The organism is Pseudomonas sp. JDS28PS106 (assembly GCF_036706555.1).
Lineage (GTDB): Bacteria > Pseudomonadota > Gammaproteobacteria > Pseudomonadales > Pseudomonadaceae > Aquipseudomonas.
This window is the reverse complement of the sequence record NZ_JBAJGT010000017.1, coordinates 1-20,854: the sequence shown is the minus strand read 5'-3', so window position 1 is coordinate 20,854 and position 20,854 is coordinate 1. Positions and strand designations below refer to the sequence as shown.

Annotated in this window: 22 protein-coding genes; 7 read left to right on the top strand and 15 right to left on the bottom strand. The window is 60.6% G+C overall.

Features of this window, described 5'->3' with window-relative positions; translation table 11 throughout:
- Positions 1 to 88: 88 nt before the first annotated feature.
- The 3 genes from TRP66_RS21025 to phoB form a co-directional block, all read right to left on the bottom strand.
- On the bottom strand, positions 89 to 1,429 hold the full coding sequence (locus TRP66_RS21025) for a hemolysin family protein (protein ID WP_333406762.1): 1,341 nt from the start codon (positions 1,427 to 1,429) through the stop codon (positions 89 to 91).
- Between the two features lie 99 nt (positions 1,430 to 1,528).
- A complete protein-coding gene (phoR, locus tag TRP66_RS21020) occupies positions 1,529 to 2,815 on the bottom strand; it encodes a phosphate regulon sensor histidine kinase PhoR (protein ID WP_333406884.1) in 1,287 nt (428 codons plus the stop codon).
- Positions 2,816 to 2,902: 87 nt separating this feature from the next.
- Entirely contained in the window at positions 2,903 to 3,592 is a 690-nt protein-coding gene (gene phoB / locus TRP66_RS21015) for a phosphate regulon transcriptional regulator PhoB (RefSeq protein WP_322166693.1), read from the bottom strand.
- A 147-nt stretch (positions 3,593 to 3,739) separates the two neighbouring features.
- Between phoB and TRP66_RS21010 the strand changes: the two genes are divergently transcribed.
- Complete coding sequence (locus TRP66_RS21010; RefSeq protein ID WP_333406758.1) at positions 3,740 to 4,117, top strand: COG4315 family predicted lipoprotein; 378 nt, start codon at positions 3,740 to 3,742, stop codon at positions 4,115 to 4,117.
- A gap of 30 nt (positions 4,118 to 4,147) precedes the next feature.
- Here the strand turns inward: TRP66_RS21010 and ubiA are convergent, their stop codons facing one another.
- Together ubiA and TRP66_RS21000 are read right to left on the bottom strand one after the other, a co-directional pair.
- Positions 4,148 to 5,038 carry a 4-hydroxybenzoate octaprenyltransferase gene (ubiA, locus tag TRP66_RS21005; protein WP_333406756.1) on the bottom strand — a complete coding sequence of 297 codons (891 nt, stop codon included), beginning with the start codon at positions 5,036 to 5,038 and terminating at the stop codon, positions 4,148 to 4,150.
- Complete coding sequence (locus tag TRP66_RS21000; RefSeq protein WP_442965240.1) at positions 5,038 to 5,598, bottom strand: chorismate--pyruvate lyase family protein; 561 nt, start codon at positions 5,596 to 5,598, stop codon at positions 5,038 to 5,040. The genes ubiA and TRP66_RS21000 overlap by 1 nt, the downstream gene beginning before the upstream one ends.
- 187 nt (positions 5,599 to 5,785) lie before the next feature.
- Between TRP66_RS21000 and TRP66_RS20995 the strand changes: the two genes are divergently transcribed.
- The 4 genes from TRP66_RS20995 (at position 5,786) to TRP66_RS20980 (ending at position 8,283) form a co-directional block, all read left to right on the top strand.
- Positions 5,786 to 5,953, top strand: coding sequence for a rubredoxin (locus tag TRP66_RS20995; protein ID WP_333406754.1), 168 nt, complete (start codon positions 5,786 to 5,788; stop codon positions 5,951 to 5,953).
- Between the two features lie 14 nt (positions 5,954 to 5,967).
- Positions 5,968 to 7,116, top strand: coding sequence for an NAD(P)/FAD-dependent oxidoreductase (locus TRP66_RS20990; protein WP_333406752.1), 1,149 nt, complete (start codon positions 5,968 to 5,970; stop codon positions 7,114 to 7,116).
- Positions 7,117 to 7,300: 184 nt separating this feature from the next.
- Positions 7,301 to 7,576 carry an HU family DNA-binding protein gene (locus TRP66_RS20985; protein ID WP_125829470.1) on the top strand — a complete coding sequence of 92 codons (276 nt, stop codon included), beginning with the start codon at positions 7,301 to 7,303 and terminating at the stop codon, positions 7,574 to 7,576.
- Between the two features lie 260 nt (positions 7,577 to 7,836).
- On the top strand, positions 7,837 to 8,283 hold the full coding sequence (locus TRP66_RS20980; RefSeq protein WP_333406750.1) for a hypothetical protein: 447 nt from the start codon (positions 7,837 to 7,839) through the stop codon (positions 8,281 to 8,283).
- 39 nt (positions 8,284 to 8,322) lie between these two features.
- On the opposite strand, the gene TRP66_RS20975 is transcribed toward TRP66_RS20980, so the two are convergent.
- From TRP66_RS20975 to TRP66_RS20930, 10 genes are all read right to left on the bottom strand, one after another.
- Complete coding sequence (locus tag TRP66_RS20975; protein WP_333406748.1) at positions 8,323 to 10,284, bottom strand: DUF7844 domain-containing protein; 1,962 nt, start codon at positions 10,282 to 10,284, stop codon at positions 8,323 to 8,325.
- Positions 10,281 to 10,601 (bottom strand): DUF2388 domain-containing protein, encoded by a 321-nt coding sequence (locus TRP66_RS20970; protein WP_333406746.1) that lies wholly within the window; start codon positions 10,599 to 10,601, stop codon positions 10,281 to 10,283. Before TRP66_RS20970 ends, TRP66_RS20975 begins: the two co-directional genes overlap by 4 nt.
- A gap of 39 nt (positions 10,602 to 10,640) precedes the next feature.
- Positions 10,641 to 10,946 (bottom strand): DUF2388 domain-containing protein, encoded by a 306-nt coding sequence (locus TRP66_RS20965; protein WP_333406744.1) that lies wholly within the window; start codon positions 10,944 to 10,946, stop codon positions 10,641 to 10,643.
- 93 nt (positions 10,947 to 11,039) lie between these two features.
- Positions 11,040 to 11,357, bottom strand: coding sequence for a DUF2388 domain-containing protein (locus tag TRP66_RS20960; protein WP_333406742.1), 318 nt, complete (start codon positions 11,355 to 11,357; stop codon positions 11,040 to 11,042).
- A 295-nt stretch (positions 11,358 to 11,652) separates the two neighbouring features.
- Positions 11,653 to 11,868 carry a DUF1127 domain-containing protein gene (locus TRP66_RS20955; RefSeq protein ID WP_333406740.1) on the bottom strand — a complete coding sequence of 72 codons (216 nt, stop codon included), beginning with the start codon at positions 11,866 to 11,868 and terminating at the stop codon, positions 11,653 to 11,655.
- 320 nt (positions 11,869 to 12,188) lie between these two features.
- Entirely contained in the window at positions 12,189 to 13,682 is a 1,494-nt protein-coding gene (locus TRP66_RS20950; protein WP_333406738.1) for an acetyl-CoA hydrolase/transferase family protein, read from the bottom strand.
- 185 nt (positions 13,683 to 13,867) lie between these two features.
- Complete coding sequence (locus TRP66_RS20945; RefSeq protein ID WP_333406736.1) at positions 13,868 to 15,313, bottom strand: NAD(P)(+) transhydrogenase (Re/Si-specific) subunit beta; 1,446 nt, start codon at positions 15,311 to 15,313, stop codon at positions 13,868 to 13,870.
- Positions 15,313 to 15,633, bottom strand: coding sequence for an NAD(P) transhydrogenase subunit alpha (locus TRP66_RS20940; RefSeq protein ID WP_333406734.1), 321 nt, complete (start codon positions 15,631 to 15,633; stop codon positions 15,313 to 15,315). Before TRP66_RS20940 ends, TRP66_RS20945 begins: the two co-directional genes overlap by 1 nt.
- A gap of 11 nt (positions 15,634 to 15,644) precedes the next feature.
- Positions 15,645 to 16,766 (bottom strand): Re/Si-specific NAD(P)(+) transhydrogenase subunit alpha, encoded by a 1,122-nt coding sequence (locus tag TRP66_RS20935; protein WP_333406733.1) that lies wholly within the window; start codon positions 16,764 to 16,766, stop codon positions 15,645 to 15,647.
- Between the two features lie 406 nt (positions 16,767 to 17,172).
- The gene (locus TRP66_RS20930; protein WP_333406731.1) at positions 17,173 to 18,081 is read right to left on the bottom strand and encodes a LysR family transcriptional regulator; all 909 of its coding nucleotides are present in this window, start codon (positions 18,079 to 18,081) and stop codon (positions 17,173 to 17,175) included.
- Positions 18,082 to 18,231: 150 nt separating this feature from the next.
- Between TRP66_RS20930 and TRP66_RS20925 the strand changes: the two genes are divergently transcribed.
- Together TRP66_RS20925 and TRP66_RS20920 are read left to right on the top strand one after the other, a co-directional pair.
- A complete protein-coding gene (locus tag TRP66_RS20925) occupies positions 18,232 to 19,410 on the top strand; it encodes an acyl-CoA dehydrogenase (protein WP_333406729.1) in 1,179 nt (392 codons plus the stop codon).
- A 12-nt stretch (positions 19,411 to 19,422) separates the two neighbouring features.
- The gene (locus TRP66_RS20920) at positions 19,423 to 20,643 is read left to right on the top strand and encodes a CaiB/BaiF CoA transferase family protein (protein ID WP_333406727.1); all 1,221 of its coding nucleotides are present in this window, start codon (positions 19,423 to 19,425) and stop codon (positions 20,641 to 20,643) included.
- The last annotated feature ends 211 nt before the right edge of the window (positions 20,644 to 20,854 follow it).

Below are 20,854 nucleotides of genomic sequence, written 5' to 3'. Positions count from 1 at the left end.
GAAGCTGGCGACAGAACCGACACGGTTTGCCTGACAGACCGCGTTGTTTGTGTCGCGAGCTGCGCTCCCTCCCACAGGTTATACGTGATCAATCGATCTTCAACACCTTCGCCAGCACGATCTTCGGACCTTTCATCTTCTTGATAATGATGCGCAGGCCCTCGACTTCCATCTGCTCTTCCTCTTCCGGCACCCGCTTCAAGGTTTCGTAAATGAGGCCGGCCAGCGTTTCCGCTTCGATGTGGTCCAGGTCGATGCCCAGCAGGCGTTCGACCTTGAACAGAGGCGTGTCGCCGCGCACCAGCAGTTTGCCCGGCTGATAGGCCAGAATGCCGCGCTCGACCTTGCGATGTTCGTCCTGGATGTCGCCGACCAGCACTTCGAGCACGTCTTCCATGGTCAGGTAACCGATGACCTTGCCATCCGCTTCCTCGACCAGCGCAAAGTGCGCGCCGCCCTTGCGGAACTGCTCCAGCAGCTGGGACAGCGGCAGGTGCCGCGACACACGCTCCAGCGGACGGATCAGCTCGGCAAGGTTGAACGACTCGGGGATGTGATCGAGCGCCGCCAGTTCGAGCAGCAGGTCCTTGATGTGCAGCAGGCCCACGAACTCGCCGCGCTCGGCATCGTAGACCGGATAGCGGCTGAATTTGTGGCGGCGGAACAGGGCCAGGATTTCCTTGAGCGGCGCGTTGTAGTCCAGAGTCACCAGGTCTTCCCGGGAGTTGGCCCAGTCGACCACTTCCAGCTCGCCCATTTCCACCGCCGACGCCAGAACACGCATGCCTTGGTCGCTCGGGTCCTGGCCGCGGCTGGAGTGCAGGATCAGTTTGAGTTCTTCACGGCTGTAGTGATGCTCGTGGTGCGGGCCCGGCTCGCCCTGGCCTGCGATGCGCAGGATGGTGTTGGCGCTGGCGTTGAGCAGGTAGATCGCCGGATACATCAGCCAGTAGAACAGATACAGCGGTGCCGCCGTCCACAGCGACAGCAGCTCGGGCTTGCGGATCGCCCAGGATTTGGGGGCCAGCTCGCCGACCACGATGTGCAGATAGGAAATGATGAAGAAGGCCGTGAAGAAAGAGATGGCCTTGATGACTTCCGGAGTATCCACGCCCAACGCCGCGAGCAACGGTTCGAGCAGGTGCGCGAAGGCGGGTTCTCCGACCCAGCCCAGGCCGAGTGACGCCAGGGTGATGCCAAGCTGACAGGCCGACAGATAAGCGTCCAGCTGGCCATGGACCTTGCGCAGGATATGCCCGCGCCAGCCGCTTTTGTCGGCAATGGCTTCGACGCGGGTCGAGCGCAGTTTGACCATGGCGAACTCGGCGGCGACGAAGAAGCCGTTGAGCAGAACCAGGAACAATGCGAAAAGAATCATGCCGAAATCGGCGAACAGGGAAGCCAGGGTAAAACTAGGGGAAGGGTCCATGGTGGGGTTTTACGGAGTCCGTAGAGTCTGAAAAGGGTAAGACTGTGGCGAAATGTTGCGCCTTGAACGAGGCAATGTAGCGGCTGCGGGCCAGCTTGCCTAGTAGGCAGGCTCCCCGTCGCCGGCTTTGGCGAGCTGCACGGCCGCGAAGTGACAGATGAAAACACTGCCTTTGCCCGGCACGCTGTTGACCTCCAGCGTGCCGCGATGGCGCAACAGCACATGTTTGACGATCGCCAGGCCCAGCCCGGTGCCGCCAGTGTTGGAAGCCCGACTGGTATCGACGCGATAGAAGCGTTCTGTCAGGCGCGACAGATGTTTGCTTTCGATACCGATGCCCGAATCCTGCACGCTCAGATGTGCTCCTCGGCCGTCTGCCCACCAGCGAATGCGGATGTGTCCTTCAGCCGGCGTGTATTTCACCGCATTGAAAATCAGATTGGAGAAGGCACTGCGGAGCTCGGTCTCACTGCCTTTGAGGCGCATGTCGCTCTCGATATCCAGCACGATCGTCTGGTTCTTGCTGCCCGAAAGTGCCTGGGCATCGCCCTTGATGGTCTTGAGCAGCTCGGCGGTGTCCACCGGGTAGTTGTCCGACGGGTAGTCGGTGGCCTCCAGCTTGGCGAGCAACAACAGGTCATTGAGCAGCGTCTGCATGCGTCCGCCTTGCTGATGCATCTGCTGTAGTGCGCGAACCCAGCGCGGGTTCACTTCCTCGACGTTGTCCAGCAGCGTTTCCAGGTACCCGAAGATCACGGTCAACGGGGTGCGCAGCTCATGGGATACGTTGGCGACGAAGTCCTTGCGCATCTGCTCCAGCTGATGAATCCGGGTGACATCGCGCACCAGCATCAGGTGTTCGTTGTTGCCGTACCGGGTGATCAGCATCTGAATGCGCATGTGATCGTTGCTGGGCGAGGGGATCTCCAGCGGCTCGGCATAGTTGCCGTGGGCGAAGTACTCCTTGAAGCGCGGATGCCGGACCAGATTGGTGACCGGTTGCCCGCTGTCCTGAGGAGTCTTGAGGCCAAGCAGCGTTTCAGCGGCGCGGTTCCACCATTCCAGGTTGCCCTCGCTGTCGAGCATGATCACCGCATCCTTGAGGGCGGCGGTGGACTCCTGAACGCGATCGATCACGGCTTGCAGCCGGCCACGTACGCGCTGATCGCGACGCTGCAGGTGGTAGATGCTGTCGAACACCTCGCCCCAGAGGCCATAGCCATCGGGCGGGGGCTCATCGGCCTTGTGGCTGCTCAGCCAGTCGTGCAGGCGCAGCAGTTGTTTGAGGGTCCAGGCCAGATACAGCCCCAGCCCGATCGCCAGGCTCCAGCCATATTCGCCGCTGACCAGCCCGACCAGCAGGCATGCCGAGACCAGCAGCAACATGTGGCGTATCAGGGTGCCGTACCAATTCTGGTTCAATTAAGCGTACATCCTTGTCTTGGCTTGCGCCCCGTGTCTGGGCGTACCGCTTCAGCTTTTCGTGGAGAAGCGGTAGCCGGTGCCGCGCACGGTCTGGACCAGGTTTTCATAGGCATCGCCCAGCGCCTTGCGCAGGCGCCTGATGTGTACGTCAACGGTACGCTCCTCGACATAGACATTGCCTCCCCACACCTGGTCCAGCAACTGGCCGCGCGTGTAGGCGCGTTCCTGGTGGGTCATGAAGAACTGCAACAGGCGGTACTCGGTTGGCCCCATTTCCGCCGGTTTGCCGTCGATGGTCACGCGATGGCTGATCGGGTCCAGCAGCAGACCGCCCACCTCGATCGGCGCTTCGCCGTCGGTCGGCCCGGCGCGGCGCAGCACGGCCTTGAGGCGCGCGACCAGTTCGCGTGGCGAGAAGGGCTTGGTGATGTAGTCGTCGGCACCGACCTCCAGGCCCTGGATCTTGTTGTCCTCTTCGCCCTTGGCGGTGAGCATGATGATCGGAATGTCTCCGGTCAGCTCATCGCGCTTGAGGCGGCGGGCCAGTTCGATGCCGGAGGTGCCGGGCAGCATCCAGTCGAGCAGAATGAGGTCGGGCTTGCGATCGACGATGATCGCATGGGCCTGTTGAGAGTTTTCGGCTTCCATGCAGTCATAGCCGGCCATTTCCAATGCAACAGCGATCATTTCGCGAATCGGCGCTTCGTCGTCAACGATCAGGATGCTCCTGCCAGCCATGCTTGAACCTCTTGTCATTCAACTGTCTTGGGGCGCATTAGATAACGGAATTATTGCAGTCGTGTGACAGATTGCGAGGAGGCTAGCACGGTAGCCGAGCGCGAAGCTAAGCTTGATCGGGCCGACAACAATAAGAGGAGGCATCCGATGGTCAATCTCTCCGCTGTACTGATGCGCATGCTGCTGGCGGTCGCCCTGACCGCGCCCGCGATGGCTTTCGCCGCCGAACCGGCCATGATCGAAGGCGGCAAGCTGGTGGATCTCGAAGGCAAGACGCTGTACACGTTCGACAAGGACTCGGCCGGCAAATCTGCCTGCAACGATCAGTGCGCCGTGAACTGGCCGCCGCTCGCTGCCGAGGCCGACAGCGCCGCGCAAGGCAAATGGACGGTGGTCACCCGCGACGACAAGACACGCCAGTGGGCGTATGCGGGCAAGCCGCTGTATACCTTCAAGAATGACGCCAAGGCAGGCGACATCGAAGGCGATGGCAAAGGTGGCGTCTGGCACGTCGCCAAACCCTGAGCGCAGGGCGGCCGGTCAGAGGCCGGCCGCTTATCGCACGGCGTAATCGGCCACGATTCCCAGGAAGATCGCCAGCCCTGCCCAGTGGTTGTGAAGGAACGCCTTGAAACAGGCGTCGCGGTCCCGCAGGCGAGTGCTGTAGTACTCCCAGGCGAAGCACGCGGCGGCTGCCGCCAGGCCGGCATAGAAGAAGCCGCCCAGTTCGAAACGTGCGCCCGCTAGTGCCAGGCAGCCAAGCGCCAGGCCTTGCAGGACGAGAATGATGGTCCGGTCCGCGTCGCCAAACAGCACGGCGGTGGATTTGACGCCGATCTTGAGGTCATCGTCGCGGTCCACCATGGCGTAGTAGGTGTCATATCCCACGGTCCACAACAGATTGGCGATATACAGCAGCCAGGCCGCGGCCGGCAGTTCACCGGTTTCGGCGGTGAACGCCATGGGCATGCCCCATGAAAACGCAGCGCCCAGCACCACCTGCGGGTAGTAGGTGTAACGCTTCATGAATGGATAACACGCGGCCAGCGCCAAGCCGCCGAATGACAGCCATATGGTCGTGGCATTCGTCATGAGCACCAGCAGAAAGCTCAGGCCCACCAGAATCGCGAACAGCACCAGAGCCTCGCGACCGCTGATCCTGCCACTCACCAGCGGGCGTTGCTCAGTGCGCTTGACGTGTCCGTCGACCTTGCGGTCGGCAAAGTCATTGATCACGCAGCCCGCGGCGCGCATCAGGAACACACCAACGACGAAAATCAGCACGTTCGCCAGCGACGGCGAGCCTTTCCCGGCGATCCAGACCGCCCACAAGGTCGGCCAGAGCAGCAGGTAGATGCCGATTGGCTTGTCGATGCGGGTCAGCTGAATGAAGTCCCAGGCGCGGGGATTCAGACGATTGAGAGACTTGAGCAGCGAGAGGTACATCAGGCGTGTTCCTTGGTCTGAATCGCATTCCACAGGTCGGGCAGGAAAACTTCGGTGACCACCAGGCTCAGCGGACCACGGCTGAAGCACGAGCGACGAGCCCAGAGACCCGGCATGGCGTCGGATGCCGGCAACCAGTCTGCCGGATATCGGCACACCTGCAGCGGGCCGCGCTCGAAGGCGGGGTCGCTGAACAGCAACTCACCCAGCGAGCGCGTGCCAAGCGCCTCCATGTTCAAGCCACTGGCCAGCAGCGCACTGCGCGCGGCGACGCTGCGAGCGAACACCCATTTTTCGTCATGTCCGAGCAGATAGACCTCGCGCACCCAGCCCTCACTGGCGACCGGAATGTGCAACGCCGCGCATTCATCGTCACGCAAGATCTGCCAGCCTTCCTGCAGCGGCAAGACGCTGAACCTGTCTTGCGAAAGGTGTGTAAGGCGGCGGGTCAGGGAGTCCTGATTGAACAGCCATTCGAGCATCGCCGGCTCTGGAGTGTCGTTCAACTGCTCGCGCTCAAGCCAGGCTGCAAGCATCAATGCGGAGGTCTGCTGGGTCACGGTTAGCGATTATCGGCAATCATCGAGGCCGCGAGCTTAGCATGATTGCCACCCTCGACTGAGCGTCGGGCGCAGCGCCGCTTACATAAACAGACTTGCATACTGGCGCGTCGATCAGTACAAACCCGTTCAGGCGGCAACAGACCGCCACGCAACGTTCAGCCTGAATACCGAGAGAGTCCGAATCATGAAGAAGTGGCAATGCATCGTCTGTGGCCTGATCTATAACGAAGCGGACGGCTGGCCGGACGACGGCATCGCGCCGGGGACCCGCTGGGAAGATGTGCCGGAAGACTGGCTCTGCCCCGACTGCGGCGTCGGCAAGACCGACTTTGAAATGATCGAAATCGCCTGAACCCTGGAGTGGCAATGAGCGCACCTGTCGTCATCATCGGAACCGGCCTTGCGGGCTATAACCTGGCCCGGGAATTTCGCAAGCTGGATGGCGATACGCCGCTGGTGCTCATTACGGCCGACGATGGCCGCTCCTATTCCAAACCCATGCTGTCCACGGGTTTCGGCAAGAACAAGGACGCCGACGGCTTGAGCATGGCTGAGCCGAGCCTCATGGCCGAGCAGTTGAAGGCCGAGATCCGCACCCATACCCGAGTCAGTGGCATCGATCCGGGCCACCAGCGGGTGTGGATAAATGAAGAAGCGCTTTATTACCGCGACCTGATTCTGGCCTGGGGCGCCGAAAGCATCCTGGTCCCCGTGCAGGGCGATGCCGCCGATGCTGTCTACTCGGTGAACGATCTCCAGGACTATGGCCGGTTCCGGACAGCGGCACATGGCAAGCGACGTGTGCTGATCCTCGGGGCCGGCCTGATCGGTTGCGAGTTCGCCAATGACCTCATGCTCGGTGGGTATGAAGTCGATCTGGTCGCGCCCTGCGAGCAGATCATGCCGACCCTGCTGCCGCCGGCAGCCGCATCCGCCGTGCAGACCGGTCTTGAAACGCTGGGAGCCAGATTTCATCTGGGGCCAGTGCTGACGCGCCTGCAACGCGTTGAAGACAGCCTGGAAGCGCACCTCTCCGACGGTCAGATCATCGAATGCGATCTGGTGGTCTCGGCCATTGGTCTTCGCCCCAGAGTCGAACTGGCCGCCGCGGCCGGATTGCAGATCAATCGAGGCATTCAGGTTGACCGCCATTTGCAGACCTCCCACACCAACATCTACGCGCTGGGCGATTGTGCCGAAGTCGACGGGCTCAACCTGCTGTACGTGATGCCGCTGATGTCGTGCGCCCGGGCGCTGGCCCAGACGCTTGCGGGTTCGCCGACAGCGGTGAAGTACGGCCCGATGCCCATTACGGTCAAGACCCCGGCCTGTCCTCTGGTGGTTTCGCCACCCCCGCGTGGCGTCGAAGGCACCTGGAGAATCGAAGGGCAGGGGGCGGACATCACCGCGCTATGCCACGGCGCTCAAGGCGAGCTGCTTGGCTACGCGCTGACCGGAACGGCCGTTATGCAAAAACTGGCGCTGAACAAAGCGCTGCCTGCACTGATGAGCTGATTTCGGTTCATTTTGTCGGATAGCCCGCCGTTTTCTTTCGAATATCGCGCCGCATGGGCTGGCGCGGGCACGGACGGCATGCCATCCTCGTTCACGTTGACCGCAGCGCAGAGCCGTTGCGGTGCCGGTTGCCGTCTCCCAAGCGGCGCGGGACATAAAAACAAAAACCATAAAGAGGCTTCATATGCGTAAACCAGATCTAGCAGCCGCCATTGCTGAAAAGGCGGACCTCACCAAAGAACAGTCCAATCGCGTCCTCAACGCCGTCCTCGAAGAAATCACCAACGCCCTGCATCGCAAGGACAGCGTCACGCTGGTCGGTTTCGGCACGTTCCTGCAACGTCATCGCGGCGCGCGTACCGGCAAGAACCCGCAAACCGGAGAGCCGGTAAAAATCAAAGCCAGCAACACCGTAGCCTTCAAGCCGGGCAAAGCGCTCAAAGACAGTGTGAATCCTTGATAGACGCTGCACGCCCCGTACAGGCGGGCGGTCACTGAAACGGGCGCGCCAACCAGGTTGGGTGCCCGTTTTTCGTCATACCGGTCGATGAAAGGAGAGCGTTCTCCTTTGGATCATGCTGGCCACATGCAGAGACTTTTCCTACTTATCAGCGTTTGTTTACCTCAGCCACATGCGGATTCGCCTGACTTCTTCCTCTTGGTTATTCCCTTAAAGTCGCGGCCCTGCTGCACTTTATAAACAACAACTGGAAAGTCATGATGAAAAAGCTATGGATGTCCGCCGCGGTCGCTACCCTGATCGTTACCACCAGCGGCTGCGTGAGCTACAACGCGAGCCAGCCGGTCGCCCCTCTGGACAGCACGGTCAAGGCGGATCTCAAGGCGGACGTCAAGGTTGGCGGCACCATCACCGGTGAGTCGTCCACCAACATTCTGTTCAACTTCCTGGCCTTTGGCGGCGATACCCAGTTCGCCGACGGCGTGACCTACGGCGGCGCGGGCGCAAGCGGTGGCGGTCTGGCACTGCCATTCCCCGATCCGGTCGCCACGACCAAAGCGGCTGCCGCCTACAAGGCAGTGAAATCCTCCGGCGCCGACCTGATCGTTGCGCCACGCTACGAAGTCAACGTGAAGGACTACTTCATCTTCAAGAAGGTCGACGTCAAAGTGACCGGCAATAAAGGCAGCATCAACAGCATTCGCTGATGCTTCTGCGCGCTGCCTTCACCGAGGCAGCGCCATCGATCAGGGCAGTTGCAGACCGCCCGCCGCCTTGTGCAGCGTCCGCAGGTGTTCGCCGACCTGTTTGAGGTTAGCTTCGTTGGCCGCGATTTCCCTGGCGCGTTCCGGCTCCAGCAAAGCGCGAACTTCCTTATCCAGATCTCCGGTCAGTCGCTTCAACTGCTTCTGACGCTGACTGCTTTCCGCTTCCAGACGTGTCCATTCCCCGGCTTGCGGCAGACCGTAACCGTCACTGCCCAGCAGTTCGGCGGGACGACTCAGAAAACCGCTGCTTTCCAGAAGCTGCTGCAGCGTGCGTGTGGCATTCGACACGTTGTCCGGCTGTTGCTCCCGAGCCCCGAGATAGCGCTGCTTCACTTCGTCCTGGGCGACCAGCAGCTGGCGACGCAGGCTAGCCTGTTCCAGCAGCAGAATCGCAGCGCTCGTACGCAGGTCCGCATTGGCGAACCATTGGCGGCGCTTCTCGGCAGGTAGAGACAACCAGTCCTCGACCGTTGTCTGATCGATCGGCAGATTTTTCTTCAGCACCTCGAACATGGCCTGATACCGGTCCCGGTAGGAATCGAACCGATAACCCAGGCGCAAGGCTTCCTTCGGGTCGTCCAGCACGCTGGTATCGGCAAGACCACGGCCTTTGAGCACTTCGAGCAGGCCGTTGGGAAGGATGCTGTCCAGGCCGACCAGCTTCGGATTATGCGTGCCGCTGCGCAGCAGCTTGAGGTTTTCCACCGCGCAGTTGTTGGACAGGAAGTAGTAGTTGCCGTCGTAGCTCCAGTGCATCTCGGCGGCATGCTGCACCAGACCTTCGATCTCCGGGCGCGAAAGCGTCAGCGGCACGGACGCCAGGCTGCGAAGTTCGGTCTTGGTGTACTCGTCGATCACCTGGCCCAGCGGCAGAACGAATAGTCGGGACGGGTAGGCACCCATCAGTCCGTCCCAGCTGGACAACTGCACATCGCCCACGAAAGCCCGATAGGACAGAACCAGATGCTGGTCCAGGTCCAGTCGGCAGTCCGGCCCGCGCGGGCGTCCTGGCTTGCAGATCACCAGTCGCAGCATGCTGTGACCCCAGCGGCTGACCCAGTTCTGGTTGGCCTCTGCCAGCAGGTAATCGACCGCGTAAACGCGTTCCGGATCCAGCTTGCCCAACGGTTCGCGTCCGAAATCGTTACCCGCATTCAGATACGGATAAACAGTCGGGCACTCGCTTTTTGCCGCCGGCGCCCATCCGAAGTGCGCCTTGTACCACGCATAAAGCGCGGGACGACGGCAGGCATAGGCCGGATCGAGCAGGAAGTACTCCATGTTGACCGCCACGAATTCCAGCGGGCTGCTGACTTCGTATAGATCCGGGCTACGCACAACCTGGCCGTTGTGTTGCTCCCGCTCGCCACGCTTCCCGACATATTGCGGCCAGCCGGCCAGGTCCAGCAGGCGTGGATCGTCGCTGAGGGTAAAGCGCCGTTCCGTCTGTCCTCGGCATTCGTCGGGCAATCCGACTTTGCCCAGCGTGCTGCCACGGCGCGAGCACTGGAAGATCAGGGCGCGGTCAGCCGATGACCACAGGCGCGCGCGATCATAAACGTGGGTCAGCTCATGCAGCACGGTGGCGAGCAGTTCCCGACGGACCGTTCCGTGCGGGCGACCGGTCTGTTCCTTCGCGGCCGTGCCGTCGGCGAGCGGCGCGAGCAGACGGGAATTGAGATACAGCTGATAGGGACCGGCGGCCTGGCCGTAGGCATTGGCCGGCATGTCGTCGGACCAGCTGACTTCGATCGTTCGGTCCAGCCGGGTGACGAAGCCGGGCGGCAACGCGCTTACGGCTTCGTCAAGCAGTGTCTGGCTCGCCTGACGCTGCGGTGGGGTCAGCTCATTGGCGTCGAGCTGCAGCTTCAGGCCGGCGATGGCATGAGTCGCGGCCAGCGACAATGCGCCGGCCAGCAGCCAGACGCCAAGACGCCTCACAGTGCGAGAATTGCTTCGGCCAGAGTCTGGTCGCTGGCATCGCGTGCTTCCGGTACGCGGCTGCGCAGTGCATCGAAGGCCGCATCGAGTTGCGCGCCATGAATGTCGCCACCGGTTGCGACATAGCTGGCGGCATCGTCCTTGGCTTCCACGACGACTTTCGAGTCACGGATGGAAGTGGTGGTGTCGGAGGTGAAATCGATGGAGCGACCGAAAGCGCGAACGATGATATTGCTCGTTGCCACAACGGTCTGGGCCTGGGCGAAATCAGCGATCAACAGCAGGCCGAGGGTGGCGGCTATCAGCGGGGTGCGCATGTAGAAACGTCTCCAGTAACGCTAGGTTCAAAAAAGTGCTTATTGGACGAGGATTGCCTGCGCCAGTTCAAGGTCGCTGGCATGAAGTTTTGCGTGATTGTGTCGCAGGCTGCGAAACGCGGCTTCCAGCCTCGCGCCCTTGTACTGACCGTCCGAAGCGACGAACGCTGCGGCGTCATCCTGGGCTGCAAGTATCACTTTGTTATCGAACGGCGCGGAGGTGACCTGACTGGTCACATACCCGGTCTTGACCAGGCCCTGGGTAGTCGTATCGAACGCTTGAGCGGGACTGATGCAGAGCAGGCAGGCAATGGAAGCCAGGAGTACGAGGGGCAATGAACGCATGGTTTTCTGTCAAGCGGCGGAACGAGCGGCAAGGCTAGCGTAATGCTGTCATGAGGGCTACCCCGGCAGGCCGGCTGCCGGGGCAGTGGTTGCTCAGATGGCCAGAATCGCCTGGGCCAGCTGCGTATCCGTGGCTTGCAGTTGCGGGAGCTGCTGACGGATATGGTTCAACGCGCTTTCCAGCCGGGCGCCACGAATTTCTCCATCGCTGCCAACGAAACTTGCGGCCTCGTCCCGGGCCTCTCGCACGATCTTGTCGTCTCGTAGCGAGGACGTCAGGTCCGAAGTAGCGTCGGTCGATGCTGCCACCGCGTCGACGATCGTGTCGGTCGTCACGATGAAGCTCGAAGCGTTTGCGCTTACAGCCGCCGTCAACAGTACAGCTGCGCCGAAAATTCGTACCAGGGTCATGATTGAGTCCGTCATGTGAGATAGCCAGATATCCGAACCCCGAGCGTGCAATGACGGCATGGGGCGTAATGAACCTAAGCCTAGCGCAGGCCCGCCTGCCTTGTCATCGCAGCGCAATGCCAGTGATCGATTTTAACTGTACTGATACGTTTATGATCTTGTTCAACTGTATCTGTTCGCCGGATCGTTTTCCGCAGGCTCATAACGACGAAACCCGCCTGGTATGCCCGGGCGGGTTTCGTTGAAGAATTCGGTGCTGGCGGGAGGCATCAAGCCTGGGCCAGCGGGCGCGGTATTAGCGCCAGAACGGCTTGCTCAGCTCTTCGTAACGCTGGGCTTCGCTGATACCTGCGTCGGCGAGCAGACGTGCGTCCAGACGAGCCAGCTGGTGGCGGCTGGAGAGGCGACGCTGCCAGAGCATCAGGTTAGCGAACATGCGCAGGGGCAGAGCAGCTTTTGGAGCAGTGGTGGAGCTGGTGTTGAACAGGTCGGAACTGACTGTACGTTCCATGGTGCGACTTCCTTCCGCTTGTGGCGGGATTAGACGGTGACTTGACTGGTGCCCATTTTCCTCTCGGTCAGACAGCTTCCATAGACACAGTTGGTCTGTATTGTGTGAGCTCAGTTAACTGTTTAGGGGTACTGTTTTGTTCATAAATGGGGCAACTGTATCGGTCCGCACCTTATCAGTGCATTTAATCCCGGCCCCTGTGGAATTACCCTCGTTTGAGTGGGTTTTTGACCGGTACAGAAGTACAGTTTTTGAAATCTGCGACGGGTAAGCTGTGTCAGTGGGCGCTAGGAATCGCAACCCACTGGAAACTGTGTTTGTCACACGGCCAACATACTGCCGGTCTGTTCAAGGTTGATGTGCCAACTCAGGGCTTCACTGAGGACATGGGGAGTGTGGCCGCCACGTTCGCATGCTGCTGCGAAGTAACGGTTCAAAGCTTCGCGATAGCTCGGATGCACGCAGTTGTCGATGATGACCCGAGCGCGCTCACGGGGAGCGAGGCCGCGCAGATCAGCCAGGCCCTGCTCGGTAACGAGGATGTCGACATCATGCTCGGTGTGATCGACATGGCTGACCATGGGCACCACGCTGGAGATCGCGCCGTTCTTGGCAATCGACTTGGTGACGAAGATCGCCAGGTGGGCGTTGCGCGAGAAGTCTCCCGAACCGCCGATGCCGTTCATCATTCGCGTGCCGCAGACATGCGTCGAGTTGACGTTGCCATACAGATCGAACTCCAGCGCGGTGTTGATCCCGATGATACCCAGGCGGCGGATCACTTCCGGATGGTTGGAGATCTCCTGCGGGCGCAGCACGAGCCTGGATTTATAGCGATTGAAGTCGGCGAACACCTGCGCATGCTTGGTCGCCGACAGCGTCATCGAGCTGCCCGAGGCGAAACTCAGCTTGCCGGCGTCGAACAAGTCGAAGGTCGAATCCTGCAGCACTTCGGAGTACATCGTCATATCTTCGAAAGGCGAATCGAGCAGACCATGCATCACCGCGTTGGCAATGGTCCCGATGCCGGCTTGCAGCGGCATCAGCTTGTTGGTCAAGCGACCTTCATCGACTTCTTTCTTGAAGAATTCCACCAGATGGCTGGCGATGGCCTGGGTATCTTCGTCAGGCGGCAAAACGGTGGAAGGTGAGTCGGGCCGGTCGCTGATGACGATGCCGACGATCTTCGACGGATCGATCTGTACGGCGTGACTGCCGATTCGCGAGTCGGCTTCCAGAACCGGAATCGGCAGCCGCGTGGGGCGGTAGCTGGGGATGTAAACGTCATGCAGCCCTTCGAGTTCCAGCGGCTGGGACAGGTTGATCTCGACGATGACCTGTTTCGCCAGGATTGCGAAGCTGGCCGAGTTGCCAACCGAGGTGCTCAGTACCAGATGCCCGTCCTCGGTGATCGCCACGCATTCGATGACCGCGACGTCCACTGCCTTGATCTGCCGGTTGCGCAGCTGTTCGACCGTGTCGGACAGATGCTGGTCGATGAACATCACGTTGCCGCTGTTGATCGCCTTGCGCAGGGTGCTGTCGACCTGGAAGGGCATGCGCCGCGACAGAACGCCCGCTTCAGTAAGCTGCTTGTCGAGGTCGTTGCCCAGGCTGGCGCCGGTCATGAGGCTGATCTTGAGCGGCGTCAGCAGTGCGCGGGCGGCCAGCGCGACCGGAACGGCCTTGGCTTCACCGGCGCGGGTAAAGCCGCTCATGCCGACGGTCATGCCATCTTCGATCAAGGCAGCAGCGTCTGCGGCGCTCATTACCTTGTCCATCAGGGAGGGCAGGCGAATACGATCACGGTACATGGAGTCTTGTTCTCGGATAGAGGAAGCGAGCGCCAAGTCTAGTGAGTTGGAGATTATCCGTCCCGCTACCAAGGTCGCATTGGAGGGCTCTAATTAGCGGCTTTCAGCGCAAAACACTGTTACGCGGAATGTAAAAAGGCCCCGGTCGTTGAGCGATCCGGAGCCTTCACGGCAGGCGAGTGACGTTATGCGTTTTCCACGGCCTTCACCATGTCCTCGATCACCTTCTTGGCGTCGCCGAACACCATCATGGTCTTGTCGAGATAGAACAGTTCGTTGTCCAGACCGGCGTAACCGCTCGCCATGGAGCGCTTGTTGACGATGATGGTCCTGGCTTTGAACGCTTCGAGAATCGGCATGCCCGCGATCGGCGATTTCGGGTCATTCTTGGCGGCCGGGTTGACCACGTCGTTGGCGCCCAGCACCAGCACTACATCAGCCTGGCCGAATTCGGAGTTGATGTCGTCCATCTCGAAGACTTGGTCGTAAGGGACCTCGGCTTCAGCCAGCAACACGTTCATGTGTCCCGGCATCCGACCGGCAACCGGGTGAATGGCGTACTTGACCGTCACCCCGCGATGAACCAGCTTTTCGGTCAGCTCCTTGAGTGCATGCTGCGCGCGGGCGACTGCCAGACCGTAGCCCGGCACGATGATCACGGTGTCGGCGTTGGTCAGCAGGAAGGTGGCGTCGTCCGCCGAACCGGATTTGACCGGCCGCGCTTCTTTGGCGCCCGCCGGGCCTCCGGCATCCGCCGCGCCTCCGAAGCCGCCGCCGATGACGTTGAAGAAGGAGCGGTTCATCGCCTTGCACATGATGTACGACAGGATCGCGCCGGAAGAACCGACCAGCGAACCGGCGATGATCAGCATCGAGTTGTTCAGCGAGAAGCCGATTCCCGCCGCCGCCCAGCCTGAATAACTGTTGAGCATGGAAACGACCACGGGCATGTCCGCGCCGCCGATGGGGATGATCAGCAGCACGCCGATCACGAACGCCAGAGCCAGCATGATGGCGAACGCGGCCAGGTTGCCGGTGAACATGAAGGTCAGGCCGAAGAACAGGGTCGCCAGGCCCAGCACCAGATTCAGCTTGTGCTGGCCGGCGAACTGTACCGGAGCGCCCCGGAACAGGCGGAACTTGTATTTGCCGGACAATTTGCCGAAAGCGATGACCGAACCGGAAAAAGTGATCGCGCCAATGGCCGCGCCCAGGAACAGCTCCAGACGGTTACCCACCGGAATCGCATCGCCGAGGTTGTGGACGATGCCCAGCGACTGAGGCTCCACGACCGCGGCGATTGCGATGAACACGGCCGCCAGACCGATCATGCTGTGCATGAAGGCCACCAGTTCCGGCATCTTGGTCATCTCGACGCGCTTTGCCATGATCGAGCCGGCGGTGCCGCCTGCCAGCAAGCCCACGATGATGTAGCCGATGCCCGCGCTCGCCGTCGACAGCGCGGCCAGCTTGTAGACCAGACCAATGGTGGTGACGACAGCCAAGGCCATGCCCAGCATGCCGAACAGGTTGCCGCGCCGGGAAGTGGTCGGGTGCGAGAGCCCTTTGAGCGCCTGAATGAAGCAGACCGAGGCGATCAGGTACAACAGGGTTACCAGGTTCATGCTCATTACTTCTGCACCTCGTCCTTGGTTTTTGGTGCCTTTTTCTTGAACATCTCAAGCATGCGCCGGGTGACGAGAAAACCACCGAATACGTTCACCGCCGCCAGAGCGACGGCCAGCGTGCCCATGGTCTTGCCCAGAGGCGTAACGGTCAGCGCCGCCGCGAGCATCGCACCGACGATCACGATGGCGGAAATTGCGTTGGTAACCGCCATCAGAGGGGTGTGCAGGGCGGGGGTAACGTTCCAGACCACGTGATAGCCGACATAGATAGCCAGCACGAAAATGATCAGGTTGTAGATACCGGGAGAGATCAGCTCTTCCATGGGTAGCGTCCTCAGCTGTTCTTGCGGATGACCTGGCCGTCGCGGCACATCAGGCACGCGGCGACGATGTCGTCTTCGAGGTTGATCGAAAGCATGCCTTCCTTGTCGAACAGCAGCTTCATGAAATCCAGCAGGTTGCGTGCGTACAGCGCCGAAGCATCGGCGGCGACCAGCGCGGGCAGGTTGGTATGGCCGACGATGGTCACGCCGTGTTCGACCACGACCTTATCCGCGACCGTAAGCGGGCAGTTGCCGCCCTGAGCGGCTGCCAGATCGATGACCACCGAACCGGGCTTCATTTGCGCAACGGTGTCGGCACTCAGCAGCACTGGGGCCTTGCGACCGGGTATCAGCGCAGTGGTGATCACGATGTCTGCCTGTTTCGCACGCTCGTGGACCGCCGCCGCCTGACGCTGCATCCAGCTGGCAGGCATCGGGCGCGCATAACCGCCAACACCTTCGGCGCATTCGCGTTCTTCATCGGTTTCGTAAGGCACGTCGATGAATTTGGCACCCAGCGACTCGATCTGCTCCTTCACCGCGGGACGTACGTCGGAAGCCTCGACCACGGCACCCAGACGCTTGGCGGTGGCGATAGCCTGCAGACCGGCGACTCCGGCGCCCAGGATCAGCACCCGCGCAGCCTTCACAGTGCCCGCAGCGGTCATCAGCATCGGCATGAAGCGCGGATAATGATGGGCGCCCAGCAGCACGGCCTTGTAACCGGCAATGTTGGCTTGGGAGGACAGCACGTCGAGGCTCTGCGCTCGGGAAGTGCGCGGCGCGGCTTCCAAAGCGAAAGCGGTGACGCCCTGGGCGGCCATTCTGGCGATGGTCTGGTCATTGAACGGATTGAGCATGCCGACGAGCAGCGCGCCCTGTTTCATCAATGCCAGTTCAGCGTCATTGGGCGCGGTCACTTTCAGAACCAGTTCCGCTCCGAACGCTTCTTCGAGGCTGCCTATGGTTGCTCCCGCGGCGACATAGGCACTGTCCGGGACGCTGGCTTGAATGCCGGCTCCGCTTTGCACAGTGATTCTGTGGCCTTGGCTGACCAGCTTTTTGATGGTTTCCGGGGTTGCGGCAACCCGCGTCTCAACCGGTAGGGTTTCAAGAGGAACACCAATGTGCACGTCAAATCTCCTGCGCGATCTTTTTTTATCTTCATAGACAGGCCAGGGCACTACGGCTGGTGCGTCTGTCGAGGCCGATCAGCACGCCCCGTGGTGTACGAGGCGAGGCATTTTGCAGGTCCGGAAATGGGGGTTCAACACATTCTGTAACGAGACTATAGATTAACTACAAGTCATCCTGTGACCTATTGTCGCAGCAGTCTGCTAGAGGCCTTGATAGACGCGGGCTGGAGGAAAAACCCTGAGATTTCAGTGGAAAACAAAGTTTTTTAAAGGAAAATCGCCTGAAAGTGTGCGAAATGCGCTTGTCGACCTACTTCCTTCGTTTTCGGGCAAGTTACTCAGATGCGACATTACCTTACATTTGTAGGTGCTGATGATGTGCTACTACCTGATGGTGGCAGGGCTATTCCTCGGCGCGGGGCAGCCGGTACGCGGCGGTTTGCGTGGCCAACCACAGCTTGAAGGCTTCAAGCGACGCTGCCTTGGTTTTGCGTTCCGGAATCACCAGGTAATACGCCTTGTCGCTTTGAAGAGCTTGCGGGTTGGCGATCACCAGCCGGTGGTCTTGCAGTTCCCGCTGAATCAGAAACGGAGGAATCAGAGCGATCCCCATTTCATGGGTGGCAGCCTGGGCCAACATGGAGAACAGTTCGTACCGAGGCCCGGCAAGATCGCGGGCGACGCTGGCTCCCTGGGCGTTGAACCATTGCCGCCAGGCGTAAGGTCTTGTCGTCTGCTGGAGCAGCGGCAGAGAGGCGATGACTTCAGTGCTCAGGCTCTTTTGATCCTCCATCAATGAAGGGCTGCACACCGGCATCGGGTTTTCGCCCATCAGACGATGGGCCTGGGTGCCGGGCCAGTCGCCATCGCCAAAATAGATGGCCGCGTCAAACTCTGTGTCGGCGAACAGGAAAGGTCGCGTGCGATTGGTCAGGTTGACCGTCACTTCCGGGTGCAGACGCTGGAAATCCTTGAGGCGCGGCAGCAGCCACTGGGTACCGAACGTAGGAACGACGGCCAGATCGATCACATTGGCACCTTGCTGCCCCATCACGGACAACGTATCGCGTTCCACTGCGTCAAGTTGCGCGGCTATGCGCCTGCTGTATGAGAGACCTGCTTCAGTCAGTTTCACCCCGCGTCGGGTTCTCTTGAACAACTGTACGTCCAGAAAGCTTTCCAGGGCGGCGACTTGGCGACAGACCGCGCCTTGCGTCAGCGAAAGCTCTTGCGCGGCGAGGGTGAAGCTCTCATGACGAGCGGCGGCTTCGAAGCTGACGAGTGCGGCGGTGCTGGGGATCTTGCGGCGCATGTGCGTGACTCTCACCTTGGGTGAAGGAACGACCCCATTTAGGGAGTTTCGGAGTGAGAAATTAGCACACGCTATTGCGTATTCATCGTTTGTGCCCGGCATTCCCCGGGTCTAGGATCGATTTCCAGACCCGATACCCTGAGGTGAGGCATGAGCAAGGCGAGCTTTAACTGGATCGACCCACTGTTGCTGGACCAGCAACTGACAGAAGAAGAACGAATGGTTCGCGACAGTGCCGCGCAGTTCGCCGGCAACAAACTCGCTCCCCGGGTTCTGGAAGCCTTTCGGCATGAGCGGACCGATCCGGCGATCTTTCGCGAGATGGGAGAAATGGGTCTGCTCGGCGCGACCATTCCGGCCGAGTTCGGCGGCAGTGGTCTCAACTACGTCTGCTACGGGCTGATTGCCCGTGAAGTCGAGCGGGTCGATTCCGGTTATCGCTCCATGATGAGTGTTCAGTCATCGCTGGTCATGGTGCCCATTAATGAATTCGGCACCCAGGCGCAGAAGGAAAAATACCTTCCCAAGCTGGCCTCGGGAGAATGGATCGGCTGTTTCGGCCTGACCGAGCCCAATCATGGGTCCGATCCGGGAGCGATGATCACCCGGGCCCGGCAAGTAGAAGGCGGCTACCGTCTGACGGGCAGCAAAATGTGGATCACCAACAGCCCTATCGCCGACGTGTTCGTCGTCTGGGCCAAGGACGATGAAGGCGATATCAGGGGTTTCGTGCTTGAGAAAGGCTGGGCAGGACTCAGTGCACCCGTGATCCACGGCAAAGTCGGGCTGCGCGCTTCCATCACCGGAGAGATCGTGATGGATAACGTGTTCGTGCCGCAGGAGAACATCTTCCCCGATGTGCGCGGTCTGAAAGGGCCATTCACTTGCCTTAACTCGGCGCGTTACGGCATTTCCTGGGGAGCCCTGGGAGCGGCGGAGTTCTGCTGGCACACGGCGCGCCAGTACACCCTCGATCGTCAGCAATTCGGTCGCCCGCTGGCCGCCAATCAACTGGTCCAGAAGAAACTGGCGGACATGCAGACCGAAATCACTCTGGCCCTGCAAGGTTGCCTGCGTCTGGGGCGCATGAAGGACGAAGGCACGGCTGCCGTCGAGATCACTTCCATCATGAAACGCAACTCATGCGGTAAGGCGCTGGACGTGGCACGCATGGCCCGGGACATGCTGGGCGGGAACGGCATATCCGACGAGTTCGGCATTGCTCGCCATCTGGTCAACCTGGAAGTGGTCAATACCTACGAGGGCACCCATGACGTCCACGCGCTGATTCTCGGCCGCGCCCAGACGGGCATCCAGGCCTTCTATTAAGGAGGCAAGCCAATGGGAGCGCTTTCACACCTTCGGGTACTGGATCTGTCGCGCGTGCTGGCCGGGCCATGGGCGGGACAGATCCTGGCCGATCTGGGTGCCGAGGTCGTCAAGGTCGAGCGTCCCGGCACCGGGGACGATACCCGTTCCTGGGGGCCGCCGTTTCTGAAGACGCCTTCTGGCGAATCCTCCAGCGAGGCCGCCTACTACCTTTCCGCCAATCGCAACAAGCAGTCGGTCACCATCGACTTCACCAGGCCCGAAGGGCAAGAGCTGGTCAAAGGGCTGGCTGCCAAGGCCGACATTCTGATCGAGAACTTCAAGGTGGGCGGGCTACGGGCCTATGGCCTTGACTATGCCGCGCTCAAGGCAATCAACCCTCGCCTGATCTATTGCTCGATCACAGGCTTTGGTCAGACCGGGCCCTATGCCAGGCGCGCCGGATACGATTTCATGGTGCAGGGGCTTGGCGGCCTGATGAGCCTTACGGGGCGCAGCGACGACGAGCAGGGCGCGGGACCGGTAAAGGTGGGTGTCGCGCTGACCGACATTCTCACGGGTGTCTATTCCGCCACGGCCATACTCGCGGCGCTTGCGAGTCGTGACCGCAGCGGAGAAGGGCAGCATATCGATATGGCTCTGCTCGACGTGCAGGTGGCCTGTCTGGCGAATCAGGCGATGAACTACCTGACGACCGGAACAGCTCCGCGCCGGCTGGGCAACGCGCATCCGAACATAGTCCCTTATCAGGACTTTCCAACGGCTGATGGTGATTTCATCCTTACCGTGGGCAATGACGGTCAGTTCAGGAAGTTCGCCGAAGTGGCGGGGCACCCCGAATGGGCGGAGGATCCCAGGTTCCTGACCAATACGCTGCGGGTTGCCAACCGAAGTGCGTTGATACCCTTGATTCGGCAGGCCACGGTTTTCAAGACCACCGCCCAGTGGGTAGCGGAACTGGAAACGGCAGGCGTGCCGTGCGGGCCTATCAATGACCTGGCACAGGTGTTCGCCGATCCCCAGGTGCAGGCGCGTGGGCTGGCGATCGAACTGCCGCATGCGTTAGGAGGTGTTGTCCCGCAGGTGGCCAGCCCGATAAGACTGTCGGAGACTCCCGTCGAGTACCGTCGGGCTCCGCCGCTTCTGGGAGAACATAGCGAGCAAGTGCTGAACGACTGGCTGGCCCTGGGTGCGGATGAAATCGCTTTGCTGCGCCAGGCGGGAGTGATCTGATGATCAGCTCCTGGGAGCTCTTCTATATATAGGCAAAAGGGGTTGGCGGTTAATTTCGCCTGATTTGAAATTAAGTGTTGACGCGCCTCTCAATGTCTCTATAATTCGCCCCACTTCCGGCGCAGACGGAAACGAAAAAGCCTTCTGATTCAATGAGTTACAAGGTTTTGAAGTGAAGTCAGCGAAGAAGCAGCGTCGATCCGGTTGATCG

Coding starts and splice junctions, on each gene's coding strand:
- TRP66_RS20960 (WP_333406742.1), bottom strand. CDS start 11,357: ATGACCCTGGTACGAATTTTCGGCGCAGCTGTACTGTTGACGGCGGCT.
- TRP66_RS20990 (WP_333406752.1), top strand. CDS start 5,968: ATGAGCGCACCTGTCGTCATCATCGGAACCGGCCTTGCGGGCTATAAC.
- TRP66_RS20940 (WP_333406734.1), bottom strand. CDS start 15,633: ATGGAAGAGCTGATCTCTCCCGGTATCTACAACCTGATCATTTTCGTG.
- TRP66_RS20930 (WP_333406731.1), bottom strand. CDS start 18,081: ATGCGCCGCAAGATCCCCAGCACCGCCGCACTCGTCAGCTTCGAAGCC.
- TRP66_RS20925 (WP_333406729.1), top strand. CDS start 18,232: ATGAGCAAGGCGAGCTTTAACTGGATCGACCCACTGTTGCTGGACCAG.
- TRP66_RS20920 (WP_333406727.1), top strand. CDS start 19,423: ATGGGAGCGCTTTCACACCTTCGGGTACTGGATCTGTCGCGCGTGCTG.
- TRP66_RS20965 (WP_333406744.1), bottom strand. CDS start 10,946: ATGCGTTCATTGCCCCTCGTACTCCTGGCTTCCATTGCCTGCCTGCTC.
- TRP66_RS20950 (WP_333406738.1), bottom strand. CDS start 13,682: ATGTACCGTGATCGTATTCGCCTGCCCTCCCTGATGGACAAGGTAATG.
- TRP66_RS20955 (WP_333406740.1), bottom strand. CDS start 11,868: ATGGAACGTACAGTCAGTTCCGACCTGTTCAACACCAGCTCCACCACT.
- TRP66_RS20970 (WP_333406746.1), bottom strand. CDS start 10,601: ATGCGCACCCCGCTGATAGCCGCCACCCTCGGCCTGCTGTTGATCGCT.
- TRP66_RS21010 (WP_333406758.1), top strand. CDS start 3,740: ATGGTCAATCTCTCCGCTGTACTGATGCGCATGCTGCTGGCGGTCGCC.
- TRP66_RS21025 (WP_333406762.1), bottom strand. CDS start 1,429: ATGGACCCTTCCCCTAGTTTTACCCTGGCTTCCCTGTTCGCCGATTTC.
- phoB (WP_322166693.1), bottom strand. CDS start 3,592: ATGGCTGGCAGGAGCATCCTGATCGTTGACGACGAAGCGCCGATTCGC.
- TRP66_RS20995 (WP_333406754.1), top strand. CDS start 5,786: ATGAAGAAGTGGCAATGCATCGTCTGTGGCCTGATCTATAACGAAGCG.
- TRP66_RS20985 (WP_125829470.1), top strand. CDS start 7,301: ATGCGTAAACCAGATCTAGCAGCCGCCATTGCTGAAAAGGCGGACCTC.
- phoR (WP_333406884.1), bottom strand. CDS start 2,815: ATGTTGCTGCTGGTCTCGGCATGCCTGCTGGTCGGGCTGGTCAGCGGC.
- TRP66_RS20980 (WP_333406750.1), top strand. CDS start 7,837: ATGAAAAAGCTATGGATGTCCGCCGCGGTCGCTACCCTGATCGTTACC.
- TRP66_RS20945 (WP_333406736.1), bottom strand. CDS start 15,313: ATGAGCATGAACCTGGTAACCCTGTTGTACCTGATCGCCTCGGTCTGC.
- ubiA (WP_333406756.1), bottom strand. CDS start 5,038: ATGTACCTCTCGCTGCTCAAGTCTCTCAATCGTCTGAATCCCCGCGCC.